This is a genomic window from Streptomyces krungchingensis (assembly GCF_054729265.1).
Window position 1 is genome coordinate 5,346,535 of record NZ_JBPUKY010000001.1, and the last position, 16,536, is coordinate 5,363,070.

The following is a 16,536-nucleotide window of genomic DNA, read 5'->3' on the forward strand; positions in this document are numbered from 1 at the left end:
CCGACGCGGAGAAACGGCGGCCACGGGGCCCGCAGGTACGCCAACAGGGCGGTTCTGCCGCCCGGAACGGTGCGGTGACGGGGTCCGAGGGGGACATGACCTCTCATGAGGCCCTTCCCGCGCCCCCCGCACCCGCTGCGCCGGTGCGCGCGGGCGCGGGAGGGGACTCGGGCCCGCCGCTGCGCACGACTCCTCGTCCTGCTGGTCGTCGCGATGCTCGCGGCCGGCCCCCACCCCGAGGCCCTCGCCGCCTCCGCGCCCGCCATCACCGCCGAACCCGGCGCCGCCGAGCACGACGTCCTCGACACGGCCCTGCGTCCGCCGGTCCGTCAGGGCCACGGCACGCTCTCCCCGCTGCGCGTACCCGCCGCCACGGGACTTCCGGAGCCGGAGCACCGGCTCGTCCTCGTCCCGGCTCCCGCGCCCGCCTCGCACTCCCCCGCCCTGCGGTCCCTGCGCTGCGTGGTGCTGCGCTGCTGACGGTCCCGGCCCACGACCGGTCGCCCACCAGCGCGAACAAGCACACACACGAAGGACTCAGGACACAGCCATGCCCAGCGACCCCTACGCGGTGCTGCGCGCCCTGCTGCGCGCGGAGGCCCTCCGCAACGCACCGAAGCCGGAACCCCGGACCGAACCGGACGCACAACTGCCCGACGGGCCACCCCCGCACACACCCCCGAAGGAACAGGGCGGCGACTGACCGAGCCGGCGGCCGCCCCTGCCCGGGGCGGCCGCCCTACCTCCGGCGCCGGGCCGTCCCGAAGATCGACCGGGTGATCTCACGCCCGATCTGCGTCCCCACCGACCGGGCCAGCGACTTGAACAGACCACTGCCGACGACCTGTTCGACGACCGAGGCCTCCTCCTTCGGACGCCGCCCGCCGGCGGACCGCGCGGCCTGCGACGCCTCCCGTCCGGCGTCACGCTCCGCAGCCTGCGCGGCCTGCGCCGCCGTGAGCTTCTCGTACGCCGACTCCCGGTCCACCGCCTGCGCGTACCGCCCGTACAGCGGCGACCCCTGCACCGCCCGGTCCAGCGCCGCCCCCTCGACCGGCCCCATCAGGGACTGCGGCGCCCGCAGCCGGGTCACCGCCACCGGCGTCGGCGCGCCCTTCTCGCTGAGCACCGTGACGACCGCCTCGCCCGTGCCGAGACCCGTGAGGACCTCCTCCAAGTCGTACGCGGAGTCGGGGAAGGTCTTCACGGTGGCCTTCAGCGCCTTCTGGTCGTCCGGCGTGAAGGCCCGCAGCGCGTGCTGGACGCGGTTGCCGAGCTGGGCGAGGACGTCGCCGGGGACGTCCTTCGGGGTCTGCGTCACGAAGAACACGCCGACCCCCTTGGAACGGATCAGTCGCACGGTCTGCGTGATGGAGTCCAGGAAGGCCTTCGAGGCGTCGTTGAACAGCAGATGGGCCTCGTCGAAGAAGAAGACGAGCTTCGGCTTGTCCGCGTCGCCGACCTCCGGCAGGTCGTGGAAGAGATCGGCGAGCAGCCACATCAGGAAGGTCGAGAAGAGCTGCGGCTTGTCCTGGACCGCGGGGAGTTCGAGCACGGACACGACGCCTCGTCCCTCGGACGCGGTGCGCAGCAGCTCGCTCGTGTCGAACTCGGGCTCCCCGAAGAACGGGCTCATGCCCTGCGCCTCGAACGCCGTGAGGGACCGGAGGATCACTCCCGCGGTCGCGGTCGACAGCCCGCCGATGCCCTTCAGTTCCTGCTTGCCCTCGTCCGACGTCAGGAAGGCGACGACCGCGCGCAGGTCCTTGAGGTCGACGAGCTCCAGGCCCTTCTGGTCCGCGTAGTGGAAGATCAGGCCGAGCGACTGCTCCTGCGTCCGGTTGAGCTGGAGCACCTTGGACAGCAGCACCGGGCCGAAGCTGGTGACCGTGGCGCGCAGCGGGATGCCGTGGCCCATGCCGCCGAGCGCGTAGAACTCGGCGGGACAGCCGGCCGGCGCCCACTCCTGATGGACCTCGCCCGCGCGCTCCTGGACCTTCGCGCCGGGCAGGCCGGGTGCCGAGACGCCGGAGACGTCGCCCTTGACGTCGGCGAGGAAGACGGGCACGCCCTGGGCCGACAGCTGTTCCGCGATCAGCTGGAGCGTCTTGGTCTTGCCGGTGCCGGTGGCGCCCGCGACGAGGCCGTGCCGGTTGAGCATCGGCAGCGGGACGCGGATCTGTACGTCGGGCAGGCACCGGCCGTCCCAGATCAGGGCGCCCAGATCGAGGGCGGGACCGGAGAACGCGTACCCGGAGGCGATCTTCAGGGCCTCCTCGGGGAGCGCGGGTGCGCCGCCGGCCGCCTCCGGATGCCCCTCGGGGGTGGTGCCCGCGGTCCGGGGAGCGGCGTCCGGTGCGCCACCCGTCGTCGGAGCGGCTGTGGCGGGATCCGTCCGGGGTCCGGTGGCCGCGGGCACGGTCTCGCTGTCACTCATATCGGACCCCTGTTCCCCATTTGCACGGATTTACGGCGCCTTTTCCAGCGTCGCACTCCGTCGCCATGGCTGCGCCCGGAAGCTCTTGGCCGGTAGGCTTTCCGTGTGATCTTCAAGCGCATCGGAAACGGCCGGCCGTACCCCGACCACGGCCGGGAAAGCACCCGGCAGTGGGCGGACGTCGCGCCGCGCCCGGTCCGCCTCGATCAGCTCGTGACGACCAAGGGCCAGCTGGACCTGGAGACCCTCCTCGCCGAGGACTCCACCTTCTACGGCGACCTCTTCGCGCACGTCGTGAAATGGCAGGGCGACCTGTATCTGGAGGACGGCCTGCACCGCGCCGTCCGCGCGGCGCTCCAGCAGCGCCAGGTGCTCCACGCGCGCGTGCTCGAACTCGACTGACGCGACCGGCCGGTCCGGCGGGAGCGCTCGCCCCACGGACCGCCGCGGCCGCCGGCCGTCCGCGTCTCCCGGCCGATCCGGCCGCCCGGAGCGACACGGCCGCAGGCTCGGATGCGCCCGTACGGCCCCCGGGAAACCCCGCGTCGACCTGGTGCCGCTCCGAACATTGACCCTTTTGGGTTGGACTGAGCCCCGTATGATGATCGTTTAGTAGGCATCATGGTCCGGGCGCACTACGCTGCGCCCATGAGCATGCTGACTCCCCCTGGCATGGGCCGCCAGTACCGGATCACGGGGGACAAGTACCCGCGGATGCGCCGACCCCGAGGGCGCCGCAGGCTCGCCTTCCTCGTCGTCGCCTCCGTCACCGCACTCGGGCTGATCGGGTGGGGGACCCTGCAGCTCATCGACGTCTTCACGGGCGGCGACAAGGCCTCGGCGAGCTCCGCGGGCTGCACGAAGAAGACCGGCGCCGCGGCCGAGGCGTCCCCGGCCGCCCGGACCTCCACGACGTCCGCCGCCGCCGGGGCCGTGCCCGAGCCCGGCCGGATCACCGTGAACGTCCTCAACGCCACGCCCCGCAGCGGGCTCGCCAAGAAGACCGCGGACGAGCTGAAGAAGCGCGGCTTCAAGATCGGCGACGTGGGCAACGCGACGGCCGCGTACGACAAGAAGGTCAAGGGCCCCGGGCTGCTGCTCGGCTCGAAGGCGGCCTACGCGACCGTGCTCCCCGTCCTCGGCACCCAGCTCTCCGGCGCCGAGCTGAAGACCGACGGACGCGCGAAGGCCACCGAGGTCGACCTCATCATCGGTACCGCCTTCACGTCGCTGACGAAGAAGGCGGACGCCGACAAGGCCCTGGCCGTCCTGGCCGAGCCCACGCCGGCGCCCTCCGCGTCCAAGAAGAGCTGCTGACGCGAGAAGCCGCCGCCGGCCCGAGGGCCCGCGGCGGCTCCTGGAAACCCGCCGGCTACTCCGCGGCGCCGTACATCCGGTCACCCGCGTCGCCCAGCCCCGGCACGATGTAGCCGTGCTCGTTGAGCCGTTCGTCGACCGACGCGGTCACGACCGTCACCGGCGTGCCCGCGAGCTCGCGCTCCATGACCTCGACGCCCTCGGGAGCGGCGAGCAGCACCACGGCGGTGACGTCGTCCGCACCGCGCTTGATCAGCTCCTGGATCGCCGCGACGAGCGTGCCGCCGGTGGCCAGCATCGGGTCAAGGACGTACACCTGACGGCCGGACAGGTCGTCCGGCATACGGGTGGCGTACGTGGAGGCCTGCAGCGTCTCCTCGTTGCGCACCATGCCCAGGAAGCCCACCTCGGCCGTCGGCAGCAGCCGCACCATGCCGTCGAGCATGCCGAGGCCCGCCCGCAGGATCGGCACGACGAGCGGGCGCGGGTAGGAGAGCTTGACGCCCGTGGTCGAGGCGACCGGGGTCGTGATGTCGACCTGCTCCGTGCGCACGTCGCGGGTGGCCTCGTAGGCGAGCAGGGTGACCAGCTCGTCGGCGAGCCGCCGGAAGGTCGCGGAATCGGTGCGCCGGTCGCGCAGGGTGGTGAGCTTATGGGCGACCAGGGGGTGGTCGACGACGTGGAGACGCATGTCCACAACAGTAGCCGGGGTCCGGCACCCCGCCACTGCCCAGCCCGGCAAGGCCCCGCCCGTACGTTCGCCCGGATGCTGGCATCAAACCGCCCGTCGGAGGGAAAGTGGGAGGGACTGACCTGGGGTGGTGTGTCTATGCGGAACCGGGACGAGGAGCCCGCCGAGCAGCCCGAGACCGACGCCGAGCGCAGGAGGCGGCGCGCCCAGTTCCTCCGGGACCTGGCCGAGGCACGCGAACTGCGCGACCGGGTCCAGCCCCGCCGCGCCAAGGCCGCACGCCTGCGCCACGCCATGCGCATGCGCACCTTCCGCTGGTAGCCGACCGCTCCGAACGGGTGTCCCGCCCACGCCGTGTGACCTCGTGTCCGGGTGAAGAGGTGCCCACACGACGCCGAGGGCCGCGTACGATCCGCTGTTAGCGATCAAAAGAGGCAGACACAGCAGGCCGAAGACGTCCCCTGAACGCTCTGTTTCTGCCACGATTCCGAGTGGGTGGGGCTCGGAGCTGCACGCCCCGCCCACAGCCTCCGCCGGGGGGACCCCCAACCGGCACGCCTATGACCAGTGGGAGAGTCACGGTGTACTTCGCCGCACTGCTCGCGCGCACCGAAGACGGGTGGGAAGCGAGCGACACAGAGCTCGACGATGTGGAAACCCTGTCGGATCTGACCGACCTGGCCCGTGAGGCCTCGGACGAGGACACGGTTCTCGTGCTCATCGAGCAGGAGGACGCCTGGTTCGGCGTCGTCCGCGTGGACGGCGAGGAGGACCCTCGTATCTACGTCTCGGACGCCGCCGCGGCGTCCCGCAGCTCGTACGGCGAGATCCTGCTCACGGACGAACTACTAGGACGGGAGCCCGGCGACGACGACGCCGACCTGGACTCCCTCGACCTCGACGGCACGGAGGACGGCGAGCCCGAGTCCTCCGACGGCGACGAGGACGAGAACGAGGCAGGCGACGCCGTGTCGCACAGCCCCGTCGGGGACCGCGACATCCTCGCGGACCTCGGAGTGAGCGAGAAGGAACTGCTCGCCCTGGACGAAGGCGACGCGCTCAGCACGATCGCCGACGCCCTGGGAGCGGCCGAGGTCCTGGAGACCGTCCGCTAGGTTCCCCCGGGTGAGCACCACTCATCAGGCACCCCGACCCGATCCCGTGCGCGACCGCTGGCGGGCCGCGATGCGGCTCGCCCTGGACGAGGCCCACCGGGCCGTCCGGGGCGGGGACGTTCCCGTCGGCGCCGTCGTGCTGTCCGCGGACGGTACGACGGTGCTCGCGACCGGGCACAACGAGCGCGAGGTCACCCACGACCCGACGGCGCACGCCGAGATCCTCGCGCTGCGCCGAGCCGCCGCCGAGGTCGGCGAGTGGCGGCTGTCCGGGTGCACGCTCGTCGTCACCCTGGAGCCCTGCACGATGTGCGCGGGCGCGCTCGTGCAGTCCCGGGTGGACCGGGTCGTGTACGGCGCCCGCGACGAGAAGGCGGGCGCGGCCGGCTCCCTCTGGGACCTCGTGCGCGACCGCCGGCTCAACCACCGCCCCGAGGTGATCGAGGGCGTCCTCGCGGACGAGTGCGCCCGGCTGCTCACCGACTTCTTCCGCGACCGCTGACCGCCGATCGCTCGGGCCCCGGAAACGGATTTCGGACCACGGCCCACCTTGGGGTAGGGTCTCCCTCGGTAGCGTGTCCGAGCGGCCGAAGGAGCTCGCCTCGAAAGCGAGTGTGGCGCAAGTCACCGAGGGTTCAAATCCCTCCGCTACCGCTTGAGAAGGGCCCCGTCGAAAGACGGGGCCCTTCGTGCGTCCAGCACCCCTTCGACGTCCGGCCGCGCACACCGTGCCGTCGCGTCCTCACCTCGCGCCGCCGTGGTCCGCGCGCCGGTGCCGCCGCGCCGGCGCCACGGCCCACCGCCGTGTCCGCGCACCCGGGCCGCCGCACGGAAAGAGCCCCGGCGCCGCTCAGTCGCCGGGGCTCTTTCTTCCCTCGCCCGAGGAGAACGGGGGAAGCGGCATCGGGGGGACAAGCCGCTTCCCCCGACGGAGAGGACCCACAAGTCCACGCCGCGCCATCGGGGAGGCAGCGGCGCGGACCCCGCAGTGGAGTCCGTCCCGGCCCCGCGGACTCCTGGTCGAGTCGCCGGGCTCCTTCCATCCTGGGCCGCGGAGCGCCCGGACGGGCCCGGCAAAAGACCTGGACCAGCGGGCCGTTGGTCCTTAAAAGCGGCGTGAAGGTTACACTCGCCGCCGGCAACAGGGGGCCCACCGGGCGCAGAAGTCACAGGGAGGCCGCGATGGCGGTGAACTCGAAGAAGATCGCCATCTATGTGCTCGTGGTCTTCATCCTGTACGTGATCATCACCGATCCGGCCAAGGCCGCGGACTACGTGCAGATAGGGTTCGAGGGCATATCGAGTGCCGCTCAGGCCATCGGCGACTTCATGACCTGGATCGCCGACGGGGCGAAGAACTGAGAAGAACCGGGCCCGCGGGCGGCGCACAGAACCGCACCACCAGGGAGTGCCCGTGATCCGCCATCTGGTCCTCTTCAAGCTCAACGAGGGCGTCGAGCGCGACGACCCGCGCGTCGTCGAGGGTGTCGCCGCTTTCCGCGCGCTCGGCGACCAGATCCCCGAGCTCCGGTTCTGGGAATGCGACTGGAACATCACCGACCGGCCCATCGCGTACGACTTCGCGATCAACTCCGCCGTCGAGGACACCGACGCCCTCAAGCGCTACCTGGAGCACCCTGCCCACCAGGCGGGTGTCACCCTGTGGCGTGAGTTCGCGACCTGGGTGATCGCCGACTACCCCTTCTGAGCCCTCCCGGCGGCCACGGCTCCCCGGCCGCGCTCCGCCCACGCTCCACCTCCTCCTCGGCCCCCTCACCACCTCGCCGGCCCCGCGCCGCAACGGGCGGGGGGCCTTTCGCGTCCCGCGCCCCAACTGACCCTCAACACGGCGTTATGCGGTGCTTGCACACAGTGCACATGTCTTGTGATGCTATGACCGCTTTTGACGGAGAGTTGACGGATGAGTTGACGGATGAAGAGGTGGCGTTGACCGTGTCGGCCAGTACTGCGCCGCCCCAGGAGGGGGCCTCGGCTCCGGCCCAGGCGCCACCCCAGGACGTCACGCCGGAACGGCGCCGCGGCGCCGACACCCGGGCCCTCACACAGGTCCTCTTCGGCCAGCTCAGGACCCTGGAACCGGGTACGCCGGAGCACAACCGCGTACGCGGGGCGCTCATCGAGGCGAACCTCCCGCTCGTGCGGTACGCGGCCGCCCGCTTCCGCTCCCGCAACGAGCCGATGGAGGACGTCGTCCAGGTCGGCACGATCGGGCTGATCAACGCGATCGACCGCTTCGACCCCGACCGGGGCGTGCAGTTCCCGACCTTCGCGATGCCGACGGTCGTCGGCGAGATCAAGCGGTACTTCCGCGACAACGTCCGCACCGTCCACGTACCGCGCCGTCTGCACGAGCTGTGGGTGCAGGTGAACAGCGCGACGGAGGACCTGACGACCGCCTTCGGGCGTTCGCCGACGACCGCCGAGATCGCCGAGCGGCTGCGCATCACCGAGGACGAGGTGCTCTCCTGCATCGAGGCGGGGCGCTCGTACCACGCCACCTCCCTCGAAGCGGCCCAGGAGGGCGACGGACTGCCGGGCCTGCTCGACCGGCTCGGCTACGAGGACCCGGCGCTCGACGGAGTCGAACACCGCGACCTCGTACGGCATCTGCTCGTACAGCTGCCCGAACGCGAGCAGCGGATCCTGCTGCTGCGCTACTACAGCAACCTCACCCAGTCCCAGATCAGCGCCGAACTGGGTGTCTCGCAGATGCATGTGTCAAGGCTGCTCGCCCGTAGCTTCGCGCGTCTTCGATCCGCAAACAGGATCGAGGCGTAACCGACGCGAGCGAATCGCTCAACGGCGCCTTTTCCGACAGTTGAGTGCTGAAAAACCGTCAGACCCCCTCTTTCCAGGGCCGATTCACCCTCCCCATGTCGACATGTCACTACAGCGTGTTGCCGACATGTGACATTCTGCCGGAAGCGCGTTTGCCGCGGCCCCGCCTCCGGTATTCAGGTGGAGGCTGCGTTCCTCCGACGGGAGCGACTGCCGCGACCGTCCGCGACCCAAAGGGGGTGGCATGTCCGCAGACCAGGGCAGCTCGAAGGTGCTCACGCTCACGAAGAGCGAGGCAGCGCCCGAGGCGCACGACGCGCTTCACGACGTCCCTGCCGCCGAGGCCCCGGAAGCCGTCACGGCCCTCCCGGCCCCGGAAGCCATCGACACCCGCACCCTGTCCCGCTCCCTGTTCCTGCGGCTGACCGCGCTCGACGAGAACAGCCCCGAGCGTGCCTACGTACGCGACACCCTCATCGAGCTCAACCTCCCGCTCGTGCGGTACGCGGCAGCCCGCTTCCGCTCCCGCAACGAGCCGATGGAGGACATCGTCCAGGTCGGCACCATCGGCCTGATCAAGGCGATCGACCGCTTCGACTGCGAACGCGGCGTGGAGTTCCCGACGTTCGCGATGCCCACGGTGGTCGGCGAGATCAAAAGGTTCTTCCGCGACACGTCGTGGTCGGTCCGCGTCCCGCGCCGCCTCCAGGAGCTGCGCCTGGCCCTCACCAAGGCCAGCGACGAGCTCTCGCAGAAGCTCGACCGCTCCCCGACCGTCACCGAACTCGCCTCCGTGCTCGGCGTGTCCGAGGAGGACGTGGTCGACGGCCTCGCCGTCGGCAACGCGTACACCGCGTCCTCCCTCGACTCGCCGGCCCCCGAGGACGACGGCGGCGAGGGCTCCCTCGCGGACCGCCTCGGCTACGAGGACACGGCCCTGGAGGGCGTGGAGTACCGCGAGTCGCTCAAGCCGCTGCTGGCCAAGCTGCCGCCCCGTGAGCGCCGGATCATCATGCTGCGCTTCTTCGCCAACATGACCCAGTCGCAGATCGGCGAGGAGGTCGGCATCTCGCAGATGCACGTCTCGCGACTGCTGACCAGGACCCTGGCGCAGCTGCGCGAAGGCCTGATCTCGGACTGAAGCCCCGACCGAGGGTTCATAATTGACGGATCGTCAGCCACACTGGCGCGATGCGTCGAGAGTCGATACGCGGTCGCCGTGGTGCCCTTGTGGCCGCCTCGGCGACCGTGGTCTGCCTGGGTGCCGTCCTGGCCGCCTGCGGGAGCGGCGGGGACGGCGACGGTTATGTCGCCGTAGGGGCCGCCGGGGGGACGCCCGGGGCCTCCGGAGCCGTCGTGGCCCCCACGGGGGACGTGTCACTGATGCCGCTGGACGGCGCGGCCGAGGGTTCCGGGACGGCCGGCGGCAAGCAGGGTGCGGACTCCGGGGGAGCGGACGTCACGGCGTCGGCGCCCGGCTCGGGCTCGTCCGGCGGGCTTCCGGGCCCCGCCGCCTCCGGTCACTCCGGGAGCACGTCGACCCCGTCGTCCGGGACCGGCGGACCGGGCCGCACGGGCACGGGTTCGGGCGGGGCCTCCGGCCAGGGCCCGTCGTCGCCCGCCACGCCCCCGTCCGGATCGTCCACGGCGCCCGGCGGGTCCGCGGCGCCCGCGGCGCTCGGCGTGGGCGATCCCAGGCGCGAGGCCACCGATCGGCGGTGGTGCGAGAAGGTGACCGTCTCCTTCCGCAACAGCGGTGGGACAGCGGTGCGTTCGGGCACGGTGACCTTCGGGACGCACATCATCGGGGCACTCGGGATCGACTGGGCGACGATCGAGTCGTCCGAGGACCTCCCCACGCCGATCGCCGCCGGCGCGAAGAAGGACAAGACGTGGACGGTGTGCGTCGACGCCTGGCGCGTGCCCCTGGGCATGCACATCGAGACGCAGGACGTGTCCGTCCACTGGAAGTAGGCCGAGGCGGGCCCGGCCGTCAGGGGCACGAGGGCGTGCCCGGGCCGTTGCGCAGCCCTCCCCGGGCCGTCCGTCCGGCCCGGGACAGCTGCCGGCCGGACTACTTGAGCGCGAGCCAGGCCACGGCGGCCACGACCGCCACGGCGAGGACGACGCCGACGATCAGACCGACGCGGGGACCCGCCGGAGCGGCCGCCTGCTGCTGCCGGCCCTGGGGGGCCTCGTCGACGAAGGCGCGGAACATCTGGGTGCTGCCCGCGGGGTCGTAGTTGCCCTCGGGGCCCTGGGTGTTAGCCATGAGCCAGGACCCTAGCGAATACGCGGGGCCTGCCCAAGTGCCGGGTTCCCCTTCATCGCACGTGACGCGCTTCCCGGCCCTGCGGCCGGCCGCCCCCGTCCGCCCCTGTCCGCGCGGGTCCGCCGATACGGCCCGACGGACCGCCCGTGGGGCTCACGGCGAGGCGAAACGAAGGCACCCGTCCCCACCTGCGGGTTTACGTTCGCCAATACTTACCTTTGCCAAGTTTTTAGCCCGGCGGGCCCCATTTAGTTTGCCTGCGGCAACCAACCTTTTTATGGTTGCCCTAAGCAACGAATACGGGAGGTGCGATGGCCGGGCAGGAGCAGTACGAGGAGTTGGCTCGTCAGCTCAGCGCCATCGGTGCCGTGAAGAGGGACATGGGCCGCATCCTGCCGCCCGACTGCCCAGGGGGGTCCGCCGCCGTGCTCACCCTGCTCGGGCACAACGGCGAGATGCGGATGAGCCGGCTCGCGGAGCTTCTCTCCGTGGACATGTCGGTGACCAGCCGCCATGTCGCGCACGTCGCCGACCGGGGTTGGATCGAACGGTTCCCCGACCCGGCCGACAAGCGCTCACGCATCCTGCGCCTCACCGTCGCGGGCCAGGAGCAGCTCGACGAGTTGTCCCTGCGCACGTCGCGACTCCTCGCCGACCGGCTGAGCGACTGGTCCGACCACGAGGTCGGACTGCTCATCGAGCTCATGGGCCGGCTGCGCGAGAGCTTCGGCGACTGCCGGGCCACACCGCGGCCTCCGCACCCGCATGCGACAGACGCAACAGAACTGACCACCCGTACACCCGCGTAAGTACGTAAGAAAAGGAAGCCCATGGCAACGACCACACCAACCGGTGTGCGGGGCTCTCACGCCAAGCACGGAGGCGCCGCCGACGGCGCCCCGATGACGCACCGGCAGATCATGGAGGCGCTCTCCGGGCTGCTGCTCGGCATGTTCGTCGCGATCCTGTCGTCGACGATCGTCTCCAACGCGCTCCCCGAGATCATCGGTGACCTGGGCGGCGGCCAGTCCGCCTACACCTGGGTCGTCACGGCCGCCCTGCTGTCCATGACCGCGGCGACGCCCCTGTGGGGCAAGCTCGCCGACCTGTACAGCAAGAAGGCGCTCGTCCAGATAGCGCTGATCATCTATGTGCTGGGCTCGGCCGCGGCCGGTCTCTCCCAGAACGCCGGCATGCTCATCGCCTGCCGTGTCGTCCAGGGCATCGGCGTCGGCGGTCTGTCCGCCCTCGCGCAGATCGTGATGGCCGCGATGATCTCCCCGCGTGAGCGCGGCCGCTACTCCGGCTACCTCGGCGCCACGTTCGCCGTCGCAACCGTCGGCGGACCGCTGCTGGGCGGTGTCATCACCGACACCAGCTGGCTCGGCTGGCGCTGGTGCTTCTACGTCGGTGTGCCCTTCGCGGTCATCGCGCTGATCGTGCTCCAGAAGACCCTGCACCTGCCCGTCGTGAAGCGCGAGGTCAAGGTCGACTGGAGCGGCGCGTTCTTCATCTCCGCCGCGGTCTCGCTGCTGCTGGTCTGGGTCACCTTCGCCGGTGACAAGTACGACTGGATCTCGTGGCAGACCTACGCGATGGTCGGCGGCGCGGTCGTCCTCGGTCTGCTGTTCATCCTGGTCGAGTCGAAGGCCAGCGAGCCGATCATCCCGCTGCGGCTGTTCCGCAACCGCACCATCACCCTGTCGTCCCTCGCGTCCCTCTTCGTCGGTGTCGCGATGTTCACCGGCACGGTCTTCTTCAGCCAGTACTTCCAGCTGGCCCGCGACAAGTCCCCGACGATGTCGGGCGTCATGACCATCCCGATGATCGGCGGCCTGTTCGTCTCCTCCACGGTCTCCGGCCAGGTCATCACCAAGACCGGCAAGTGGAAGGTCTGGCTGGTCACCGGCGGCCTCCTGGTCACGGCGGGCCTCGGCCTGCTCGGCACCATCCGCTACGACACGACCTACTGGCACATCGCGATCTTCATGGCGCTGCTGGGCCTCGGCATCGGCATGATGATGCAGAACCTGGTGCTGTCCACGCAGAACCAGGTGACGCCGGCCGACCTCGGCGCGGCCAGCTCCACGGTGACGTTCTTCCGTTCCCTCGGCGGTGCGATCGGCGTGTCCGCGCTCGGCGCGATCATGGCCCACCGGATCACGGACTACGTCAAGGACGGCCTGACCGACCTCGGCCCGAAGTACGCCTCCCTGGCCGGTTCCGGCTCCGACGCGAGCATCCCGGACATGGACAAGCTGCCCCGGCCGCTGCGCACCGTGATGGAGAGCGCGTACGGCCACGGCATCGCGGACGTCTTCATGATCGCCGCCGGCATGGCGCTGATCGCCTTCCTGATCGTGCTGTTCATCAAGGAGGTCCCGCTGCGGACCTCGGGCGCACTGGCCCAGGCCGCGGCCGAGCAGACCGGCACCCCGGCCGCCGAGGCGACCGCCGCCGCTGCGCCCGCCGCGGAGGCCCCCGCCGAGAAGATCCCGAGCTGGGCGGCGGCCGTCGCCGGGTCGGACGCGGAGACCGCCCCCGAGGGCACCCAGCGGCTCGCCGCCGTCGCCACCGCGACGCAGGGGGCCACCCCGCTGCCCGCGTCCGGCGGCATACCGGTCCGCGGCTACGTCCGCGGCGCGGAGAGCTCCCCCGTCCCGCAGGCCGCCGTCACGCTGATCTCGCTCGCGGGACGCCAGCTGGGACGTTCGGTCGCACAGCTCGACGGCTCCTACGCGCTCGACGCTCCCGGTGTCGGCTCCTACGTCCTGATCGCGTCCGCCGACGGCTTCCAGCCGCAGGCCTCGACGATCGTCGTGAACGACGAGCCGGTCGCCTACGACATCCTGCTGAGCGGCACGAGCGGGCTGAGCGGTGTCGTGCGGGCCGCCGACAGCGGCACCCCGGTCAAGGACGCCATGGTCATCGTGACCGACGTGCGCGGTGATGTGCTGGCCACCGGCACCACCGGTCAGCAGGGCGAGTTCACCTTCGCCGAGCTGATCCCGGGCCCGGTGACCATCGCGGTGAACGCGGCGGGCCACCGTCCGCAGGCCCTGCCCGTCGAGGTCGGCGGCACCGGGGTCACCCGGGTCGAGGTCGAGCTCAGCGCGGGTGCCCAGGTCCAAGGCGTCGTACGGGCGCCGTTCGGTCCCCTCGCGGACGCCCGCGTGACCCTGGTGGACGCGGCGGGCAACGTGGTCGGCACGGCCAGGACCGGTGCGGACGGCGCGTACGCCTTCACCGACCTGGACGGCGGCGAGTACACCGTCATCGCCACGGGCTACCCGCCGGTGGCGACGGCGCTGACCGTCAACGGTTCCGGCGTCGACGACCACACCATCGAACTCGCCCACCCCGGCGAGTAGTTCGAACCCCGGCCCGTGGGGACGCGCGCACTCTGAGCGGAGGTGCGCCCCCACGGGCCGGTCTCATTGCAGCATCGCGAGGAGTTTGACCATGGGACTGACCGCGAAGATCCGTACGCGGGACGGATGGGCCGTGTCGCACGCGGTCGTCACGGTGACCGACACGACGGGCAGCCAGGTGGTGCGGGCCGAGGCCGACGCGGACGGAGCCGTCCAGGACACCACCGCCCTGGCCCCCGGCGCCTACACGGTGATCGTCACCGCGGTCGGATACGCGCCCGCCGCGTCCAGCGCCATCGTCACGGCGAGCGGCCGTGCCGAGATCGGCCAGGTCACCCTCGCCCGGCAGGGCGGCACCGAACTCCCGCCGCCCGGCCCCTGGACCATCGACCCGGCCCACTCCTCCGTCGGCGCGGTGGCCCAGCACCTCGGGATCTCCAGCGTCCACGGCCGCTTCACCGACTTCTCCGGCACGATCGAGATCGCACCCGATCACGTGGCCAAGTCCCGGGTCGAGGCGACGATCTCCGCCGCGTCGATCGACACCGGCAACGGCATGCGCGACGGGCACCTCAGGTCGCCGGACTTCCTCGACGTCGAGCAGTACCCGGTGATCACCTACCGGTCGGTGGGGGTGAGCCCCGCCGGCTCCGACCGCTGGACGGTGCACGGCGAGCTCACCATGCACGGCGTCGTACGCCCGGTCGATCTCGACCTCGCCTACCTCGGAACCGGCGCCGACCCGTGGGGCGGCACGCGCGCCGCCTTCCGGGCCACCGCCGAGCTCCACCGGGAGGACTTCGCCATGAACTACAACCAGGTGGTCCAGGCAGGCATCTCGGCGATCGGTACGACGCTCAAGGTGGAGCTGGACATCCAGGCGGTGCAGGGCGAGTCGCTGCCGGCCGCCTGAGCCGCCGGGCCCGGCTCAGGCGTCGCCCCGGCCCGCGTCGACGATCCGCCGGGCCAGTTCGCGCAGCTTGACGTTCTCCCGCTGGGATATCCGCACCAGGCTGTCGAAGGCCTCCGCCGCGTCGGTGTCGAGCCGCTCCATGAGGATGCCCGTGGCCTGTCCGATCAGGTCGCGGGTGCGCATGGCCTCGGTGAGCTGTTCGCGCACCGTCGCCGACTCCAGGGCGATGCTGACGTGCGCGGTGAACAGCCGGCCGATCCGGGTGGCCGAGTCGTCGAAGGCCCGCGGCTTGCGCGCGTACGCCGTCAGTACGGTGATCCGGCGCCGGTCGGCGCGCAGCCGCAGCGACAGCACCGAGCGCAGCCCAAGACCGGAGAGCCCGAGCCCGCCGTCCGCGGACGCGCTGTCCTCGATGCCGGCGACGGGCGCGGTCCACAGCCGGCTCCAGTACGGATGGTCCTCCCGGCCCGTGTTCAGGGAGTCGGCCAGACGCACGACCTCGTCGGTCCACACGAGGGTCCGGTGCGTGTCGCGCTCGATGACCGAGATGCCGGCGTGCTCGGCACCGGGCAGCAGGTGCACGGCGAGCCGGGCCGCGGTGCGCAGGGTGCCGTGGGGGCTCGGCGTCTCGTGCAGTCGCTGAGCGGCCGCCGTCAGTGCTTCGGCCAGCTCAACACCCGCCGCAAAACGGGACAATTCAGAAAACTCGGACGCAGTCACCACGAACCTCTTCGGCATGCACGGCCGAGCGGCCGTGCGCAGGAGAGCTCCGCAGCACATTCCTGACTGCGAGCACAGGACGAGCAGCACTTTAGCCGTTCCGGCGCGGCCGGGCGCGACCCGCCGGGAGGCTGCCACGGCTGCCGTCCGCGCCCGCGCCGTAGGCTGTCCGCATGGCTCCCAACATCGCGACGAACACCGGTGTCTCCCGGGACGAGTTGCTGGACTTCGTGCGTCCCCGGCACCGCGCCGTCCTGCTGACCCGCCGTGCCGACGGAAGCCCGCAGGGCTCGCCGCTGACCTGTGGTGTCGACGACTCGGGCCGTATCGTCGTGTCGACCTACCCGGAGCGGGCCAAGACCCGCAACGCGAAGCGCGACGAGCGGGTCAGCCTGATCATTCTGAGCGACGAGTGGAACGGTCCCTGGGTCCAGGTCGACGGTACGGCCGAGGTGATCGACTCCCCCGACTCCGTCGAGCCGCTCGTCGAGTACTACCGGAACATCGCTGGGGAGCATCCGGACTGGGACGAGTATCGCGCGGCGATGCGGAAGCAGGGGAAGTCGATCATTCGCGTCACCCCCACGCGGTGGGGGCCGGTGGCGACGGGCGGTTTCCCCGCGCACCTGTCCCAGGACTGACCCCGGGTTCCCTCGCCCCCTCCGCCCCTACCCGACCCGAACCCCCGGGGGCTCCGCCCCCGCACCCCCGTTCGGCCTAGACGGCCTCGTCCTCAAACGCCGGACGGGCTGGAAGGTGGCTCTCTGCCCTCAAGCGGACGGGGCGGGACGGGGCGGAGCGAGGGCGAGTCGGAGCGGAGCGGGACGGAGCGGGACAGGACGGAGCGGGACGGAGCGGAGCGGGATGGGACGGAGCGGGACGGAGCAGAGCGAGAGCTACC

The 16,536-nt window shown here is 71.4% G+C and carries 20 protein-coding genes and 1 tRNA gene; 17 read left to right on the forward strand and 4 right to left on the reverse strand.

From position 1 onward, the window contains the following. Positions 1-105 precede the first annotated feature (105 nt). Entirely contained in the window at positions 106-480 is a 375-nt protein-coding gene (locus tag ACSYGO_RS23500) for a hypothetical protein (protein ID WP_432175912.1), read from the forward strand. 70 nt (positions 481-550) lie between these two features. Further along, on the forward strand, positions 551-703 hold the full coding sequence (locus tag ACSYGO_RS23505) for a hypothetical protein (protein ID WP_426677171.1): 153 nt from the start codon (positions 551-553) through the stop codon (positions 701-703). 36 nt (positions 704-739) lie between these two features. On the opposite strand, the gene ACSYGO_RS23510 is transcribed toward ACSYGO_RS23505, so the two are convergent. Continuing rightward, entirely contained in the window at positions 740-2,437 is a 1,698-nt protein-coding gene (locus ACSYGO_RS23510) for a helicase HerA-like domain-containing protein (protein WP_426677170.1), read from the reverse strand. 105 nt (positions 2,438-2,542) lie between these two features. Here ACSYGO_RS23510 and ACSYGO_RS23515 point away from each other — a divergent pair, with 105 nt between their 5' ends. Beyond that, a complete protein-coding gene (locus tag ACSYGO_RS23515; RefSeq protein WP_003999914.1) occupies positions 2,543-2,839 on the forward strand; it encodes a type II toxin-antitoxin system VapB family antitoxin in 297 nt (98 codons plus the stop codon). A gap of 270 nt (positions 2,840-3,109) precedes the next feature. Beyond that, positions 3,110-3,754, forward strand: coding sequence for a LytR C-terminal domain-containing protein (locus tag ACSYGO_RS23520; RefSeq protein WP_426677227.1), 645 nt, complete (start codon positions 3,110-3,112; stop codon positions 3,752-3,754). A 55-nt stretch (positions 3,755-3,809) separates the two neighbouring features. Here ACSYGO_RS23520 and upp read toward each other — a convergent pair whose 3' ends face one another. Further along, positions 3,810-4,445 carry a uracil phosphoribosyltransferase gene (upp, locus tag ACSYGO_RS23525; RefSeq protein WP_028804504.1) on the reverse strand — a complete coding sequence of 212 codons (636 nt, stop codon included), beginning with the start codon at positions 4,443-4,445 and terminating at the stop codon, positions 3,810-3,812. Between the two features lie 138 nt (positions 4,446-4,583). On the opposite strand from upp, the gene ACSYGO_RS23530 reads away from it, so the two are divergent. The 9 genes from ACSYGO_RS23530 to ACSYGO_RS23570 all read left to right on the forward strand — a co-directional run bounded on the left by ACSYGO_RS23530 (position 4,584) and on the right by ACSYGO_RS23570 (position 10,333). After that, a complete protein-coding gene (locus tag ACSYGO_RS23530; RefSeq protein WP_095935326.1) occupies positions 4,584-4,766 on the forward strand; it encodes a hypothetical protein in 183 nt (60 codons plus the stop codon). 260 nt (positions 4,767-5,026) lie between these two features. Further along, entirely contained in the window at positions 5,027-5,560 is a 534-nt protein-coding gene (locus ACSYGO_RS23535) for a tRNA adenosine deaminase-associated protein (RefSeq protein WP_426677226.1), read from the forward strand. A gap of 70 nt (positions 5,561-5,630) precedes the next feature. After that, positions 5,631-6,062, forward strand: coding sequence for a tRNA adenosine(34) deaminase TadA (tadA, locus tag ACSYGO_RS23540; RefSeq protein ID WP_037766299.1), 432 nt, complete (start codon positions 5,631-5,633; stop codon positions 6,060-6,062). Positions 6,063-6,129: 67 nt separating this feature from the next. Further along, positions 6,130-6,214 (forward strand) — tRNA-Ser (locus ACSYGO_RS23545). A gap of 528 nt (positions 6,215-6,742) precedes the next feature. Then, positions 6,743-6,922: a hypothetical protein gene (locus ACSYGO_RS23550; RefSeq protein WP_028804500.1), complete on the forward strand. Its 180-nt coding sequence runs from the start codon at positions 6,743-6,745 to the stop codon at positions 6,920-6,922. A 52-nt stretch (positions 6,923-6,974) separates the two neighbouring features. Continuing rightward, positions 6,975-7,268 carry a Dabb family protein gene (locus tag ACSYGO_RS23555; protein ID WP_095935328.1) on the forward strand — a complete coding sequence of 98 codons (294 nt, stop codon included), beginning with the start codon at positions 6,975-6,977 and terminating at the stop codon, positions 7,266-7,268. 185 nt (positions 7,269-7,453) lie between these two features. Further along, a complete protein-coding gene (locus tag ACSYGO_RS23560; protein WP_426677162.1) occupies positions 7,454-8,359 on the forward strand; it encodes an RNA polymerase sigma factor SigF in 906 nt (301 codons plus the stop codon). A gap of 244 nt (positions 8,360-8,603) precedes the next feature. Further along, positions 8,604-9,500 carry an RNA polymerase sigma factor SigF gene (locus ACSYGO_RS23565; RefSeq protein ID WP_028804497.1) on the forward strand — a complete coding sequence of 299 codons (897 nt, stop codon included), beginning with the start codon at positions 8,604-8,606 and terminating at the stop codon, positions 9,498-9,500. A gap of 50 nt (positions 9,501-9,550) precedes the next feature. Continuing rightward, the gene (locus ACSYGO_RS23570; protein ID WP_460387526.1) at positions 9,551-10,333 is read left to right on the forward strand and encodes a hypothetical protein; all 783 of its coding nucleotides are present in this window, start codon (positions 9,551-9,553) and stop codon (positions 10,331-10,333) included. A 100-nt stretch (positions 10,334-10,433) separates the two neighbouring features. Here the strand turns inward: ACSYGO_RS23570 and ACSYGO_RS23575 are convergent, their stop codons facing one another. Further along, complete coding sequence (locus ACSYGO_RS23575; RefSeq protein ID WP_388874859.1) at positions 10,434-10,631, reverse strand: hypothetical protein; 198 nt, start codon at positions 10,629-10,631, stop codon at positions 10,434-10,436. A gap of 311 nt (positions 10,632-10,942) precedes the next feature. On the opposite strand from ACSYGO_RS23575, the gene ACSYGO_RS23580 reads away from it, so the two are divergent. From ACSYGO_RS23580 to ACSYGO_RS23590, 3 genes are all read left to right on the forward strand, one after another. Continuing rightward, the gene (locus tag ACSYGO_RS23580; RefSeq protein ID WP_426677160.1) at positions 10,943-11,440 is read left to right on the forward strand and encodes a MarR family winged helix-turn-helix transcriptional regulator; all 498 of its coding nucleotides are present in this window, start codon (positions 10,943-10,945) and stop codon (positions 11,438-11,440) included. A gap of 93 nt (positions 11,441-11,533) precedes the next feature. Further along, on the forward strand, positions 11,534-14,002 hold the full coding sequence (locus tag ACSYGO_RS23585; protein WP_460389753.1) for an MFS transporter: 2,469 nt from the start codon (positions 11,534-11,536) through the stop codon (positions 14,000-14,002). Between the two features lie 91 nt (positions 14,003-14,093). Continuing rightward, positions 14,094-14,915: a YceI family protein gene (locus ACSYGO_RS23590; protein ID WP_426677158.1), complete on the forward strand. Its 822-nt coding sequence runs from the start codon at positions 14,094-14,096 to the stop codon at positions 14,913-14,915. Positions 14,916-14,930: 15 nt separating this feature from the next. Here the strand turns inward: ACSYGO_RS23590 and ACSYGO_RS23595 are convergent, their stop codons facing one another. Further along, positions 14,931-15,653: a GAF and ANTAR domain-containing protein gene (locus ACSYGO_RS23595; protein ID WP_426677157.1), complete on the reverse strand. Its 723-nt coding sequence runs from the start codon at positions 15,651-15,653 to the stop codon at positions 14,931-14,933. 155 nt (positions 15,654-15,808) lie between these two features. Between ACSYGO_RS23595 and ACSYGO_RS23600 the strand changes: the two genes are divergently transcribed. Continuing rightward, positions 15,809-16,276 (forward strand): PPOX class F420-dependent oxidoreductase, encoded by a 468-nt coding sequence (locus ACSYGO_RS23600; RefSeq protein WP_460387528.1) that lies wholly within the window; start codon positions 15,809-15,811, stop codon positions 16,274-16,276. Positions 16,277-16,536: the final 260 nt, after the last annotated feature.

Coding starts and splice junctions, on each gene's coding strand:
- tadA (WP_037766299.1), top strand. CDS start 5,631: ATGCGGCTCGCCCTGGACGAGGCCCACCGGGCCGTCCGGGGCGGGGAC.
- ACSYGO_RS23570 (WP_460387526.1), top strand. CDS start 9,551: ATGCGTCGAGAGTCGATACGCGGTCGCCGTGGTGCCCTTGTGGCCGCC.
- ACSYGO_RS23580 (WP_426677160.1), top strand. CDS start 10,943: ATGGCCGGGCAGGAGCAGTACGAGGAGTTGGCTCGTCAGCTCAGCGCC.
- ACSYGO_RS23560 (WP_426677162.1), top strand. CDS start 7,454: ATGACCGCTTTTGACGGAGAGTTGACGGATGAGTTGACGGATGAAGAG.
- ACSYGO_RS23530 (WP_095935326.1), top strand. CDS start 4,584: ATGCGGAACCGGGACGAGGAGCCCGCCGAGCAGCCCGAGACCGACGCC.
- ACSYGO_RS23550 (WP_028804500.1), top strand. CDS start 6,743: ATGGCGGTGAACTCGAAGAAGATCGCCATCTATGTGCTCGTGGTCTTC.
- ACSYGO_RS23575 (WP_388874859.1), bottom strand. CDS start 10,631: ATGGCTAACACCCAGGGCCCCGAGGGCAACTACGACCCCGCGGGCAGC.
- ACSYGO_RS23510 (WP_426677170.1), bottom strand. CDS start 2,437: ATGAGTGACAGCGAGACCGTGCCCGCGGCCACCGGACCCCGGACGGAT.
- ACSYGO_RS23520 (WP_426677227.1), top strand. CDS start 3,110: ATGGGCCGCCAGTACCGGATCACGGGGGACAAGTACCCGCGGATGCGC.
- ACSYGO_RS23585 (WP_460389753.1), top strand. CDS start 11,534: ATGACGCACCGGCAGATCATGGAGGCGCTCTCCGGGCTGCTGCTCGGC.
- ACSYGO_RS23505 (WP_426677171.1), top strand. CDS start 551: ATGCCCAGCGACCCCTACGCGGTGCTGCGCGCCCTGCTGCGCGCGGAG.
- ACSYGO_RS23595 (WP_426677157.1), bottom strand. CDS start 15,653: ATGCCGAAGAGGTTCGTGGTGACTGCGTCCGAGTTTTCTGAATTGTCC.
- ACSYGO_RS23500 (WP_432175912.1), top strand. CDS start 106: ATGAGGCCCTTCCCGCGCCCCCCGCACCCGCTGCGCCGGTGCGCGCGG.
- ACSYGO_RS23565 (WP_028804497.1), top strand. CDS start 8,604: ATGTCCGCAGACCAGGGCAGCTCGAAGGTGCTCACGCTCACGAAGAGC.
- upp (WP_028804504.1), bottom strand. CDS start 4,445: ATGCGTCTCCACGTCGTCGACCACCCCCTGGTCGCCCATAAGCTCACC.
- ACSYGO_RS23590 (WP_426677158.1), top strand. CDS start 14,094: ATGGGACTGACCGCGAAGATCCGTACGCGGGACGGATGGGCCGTGTCG.
- ACSYGO_RS23600 (WP_460387528.1), top strand. CDS start 15,809: ATGGCTCCCAACATCGCGACGAACACCGGTGTCTCCCGGGACGAGTTG.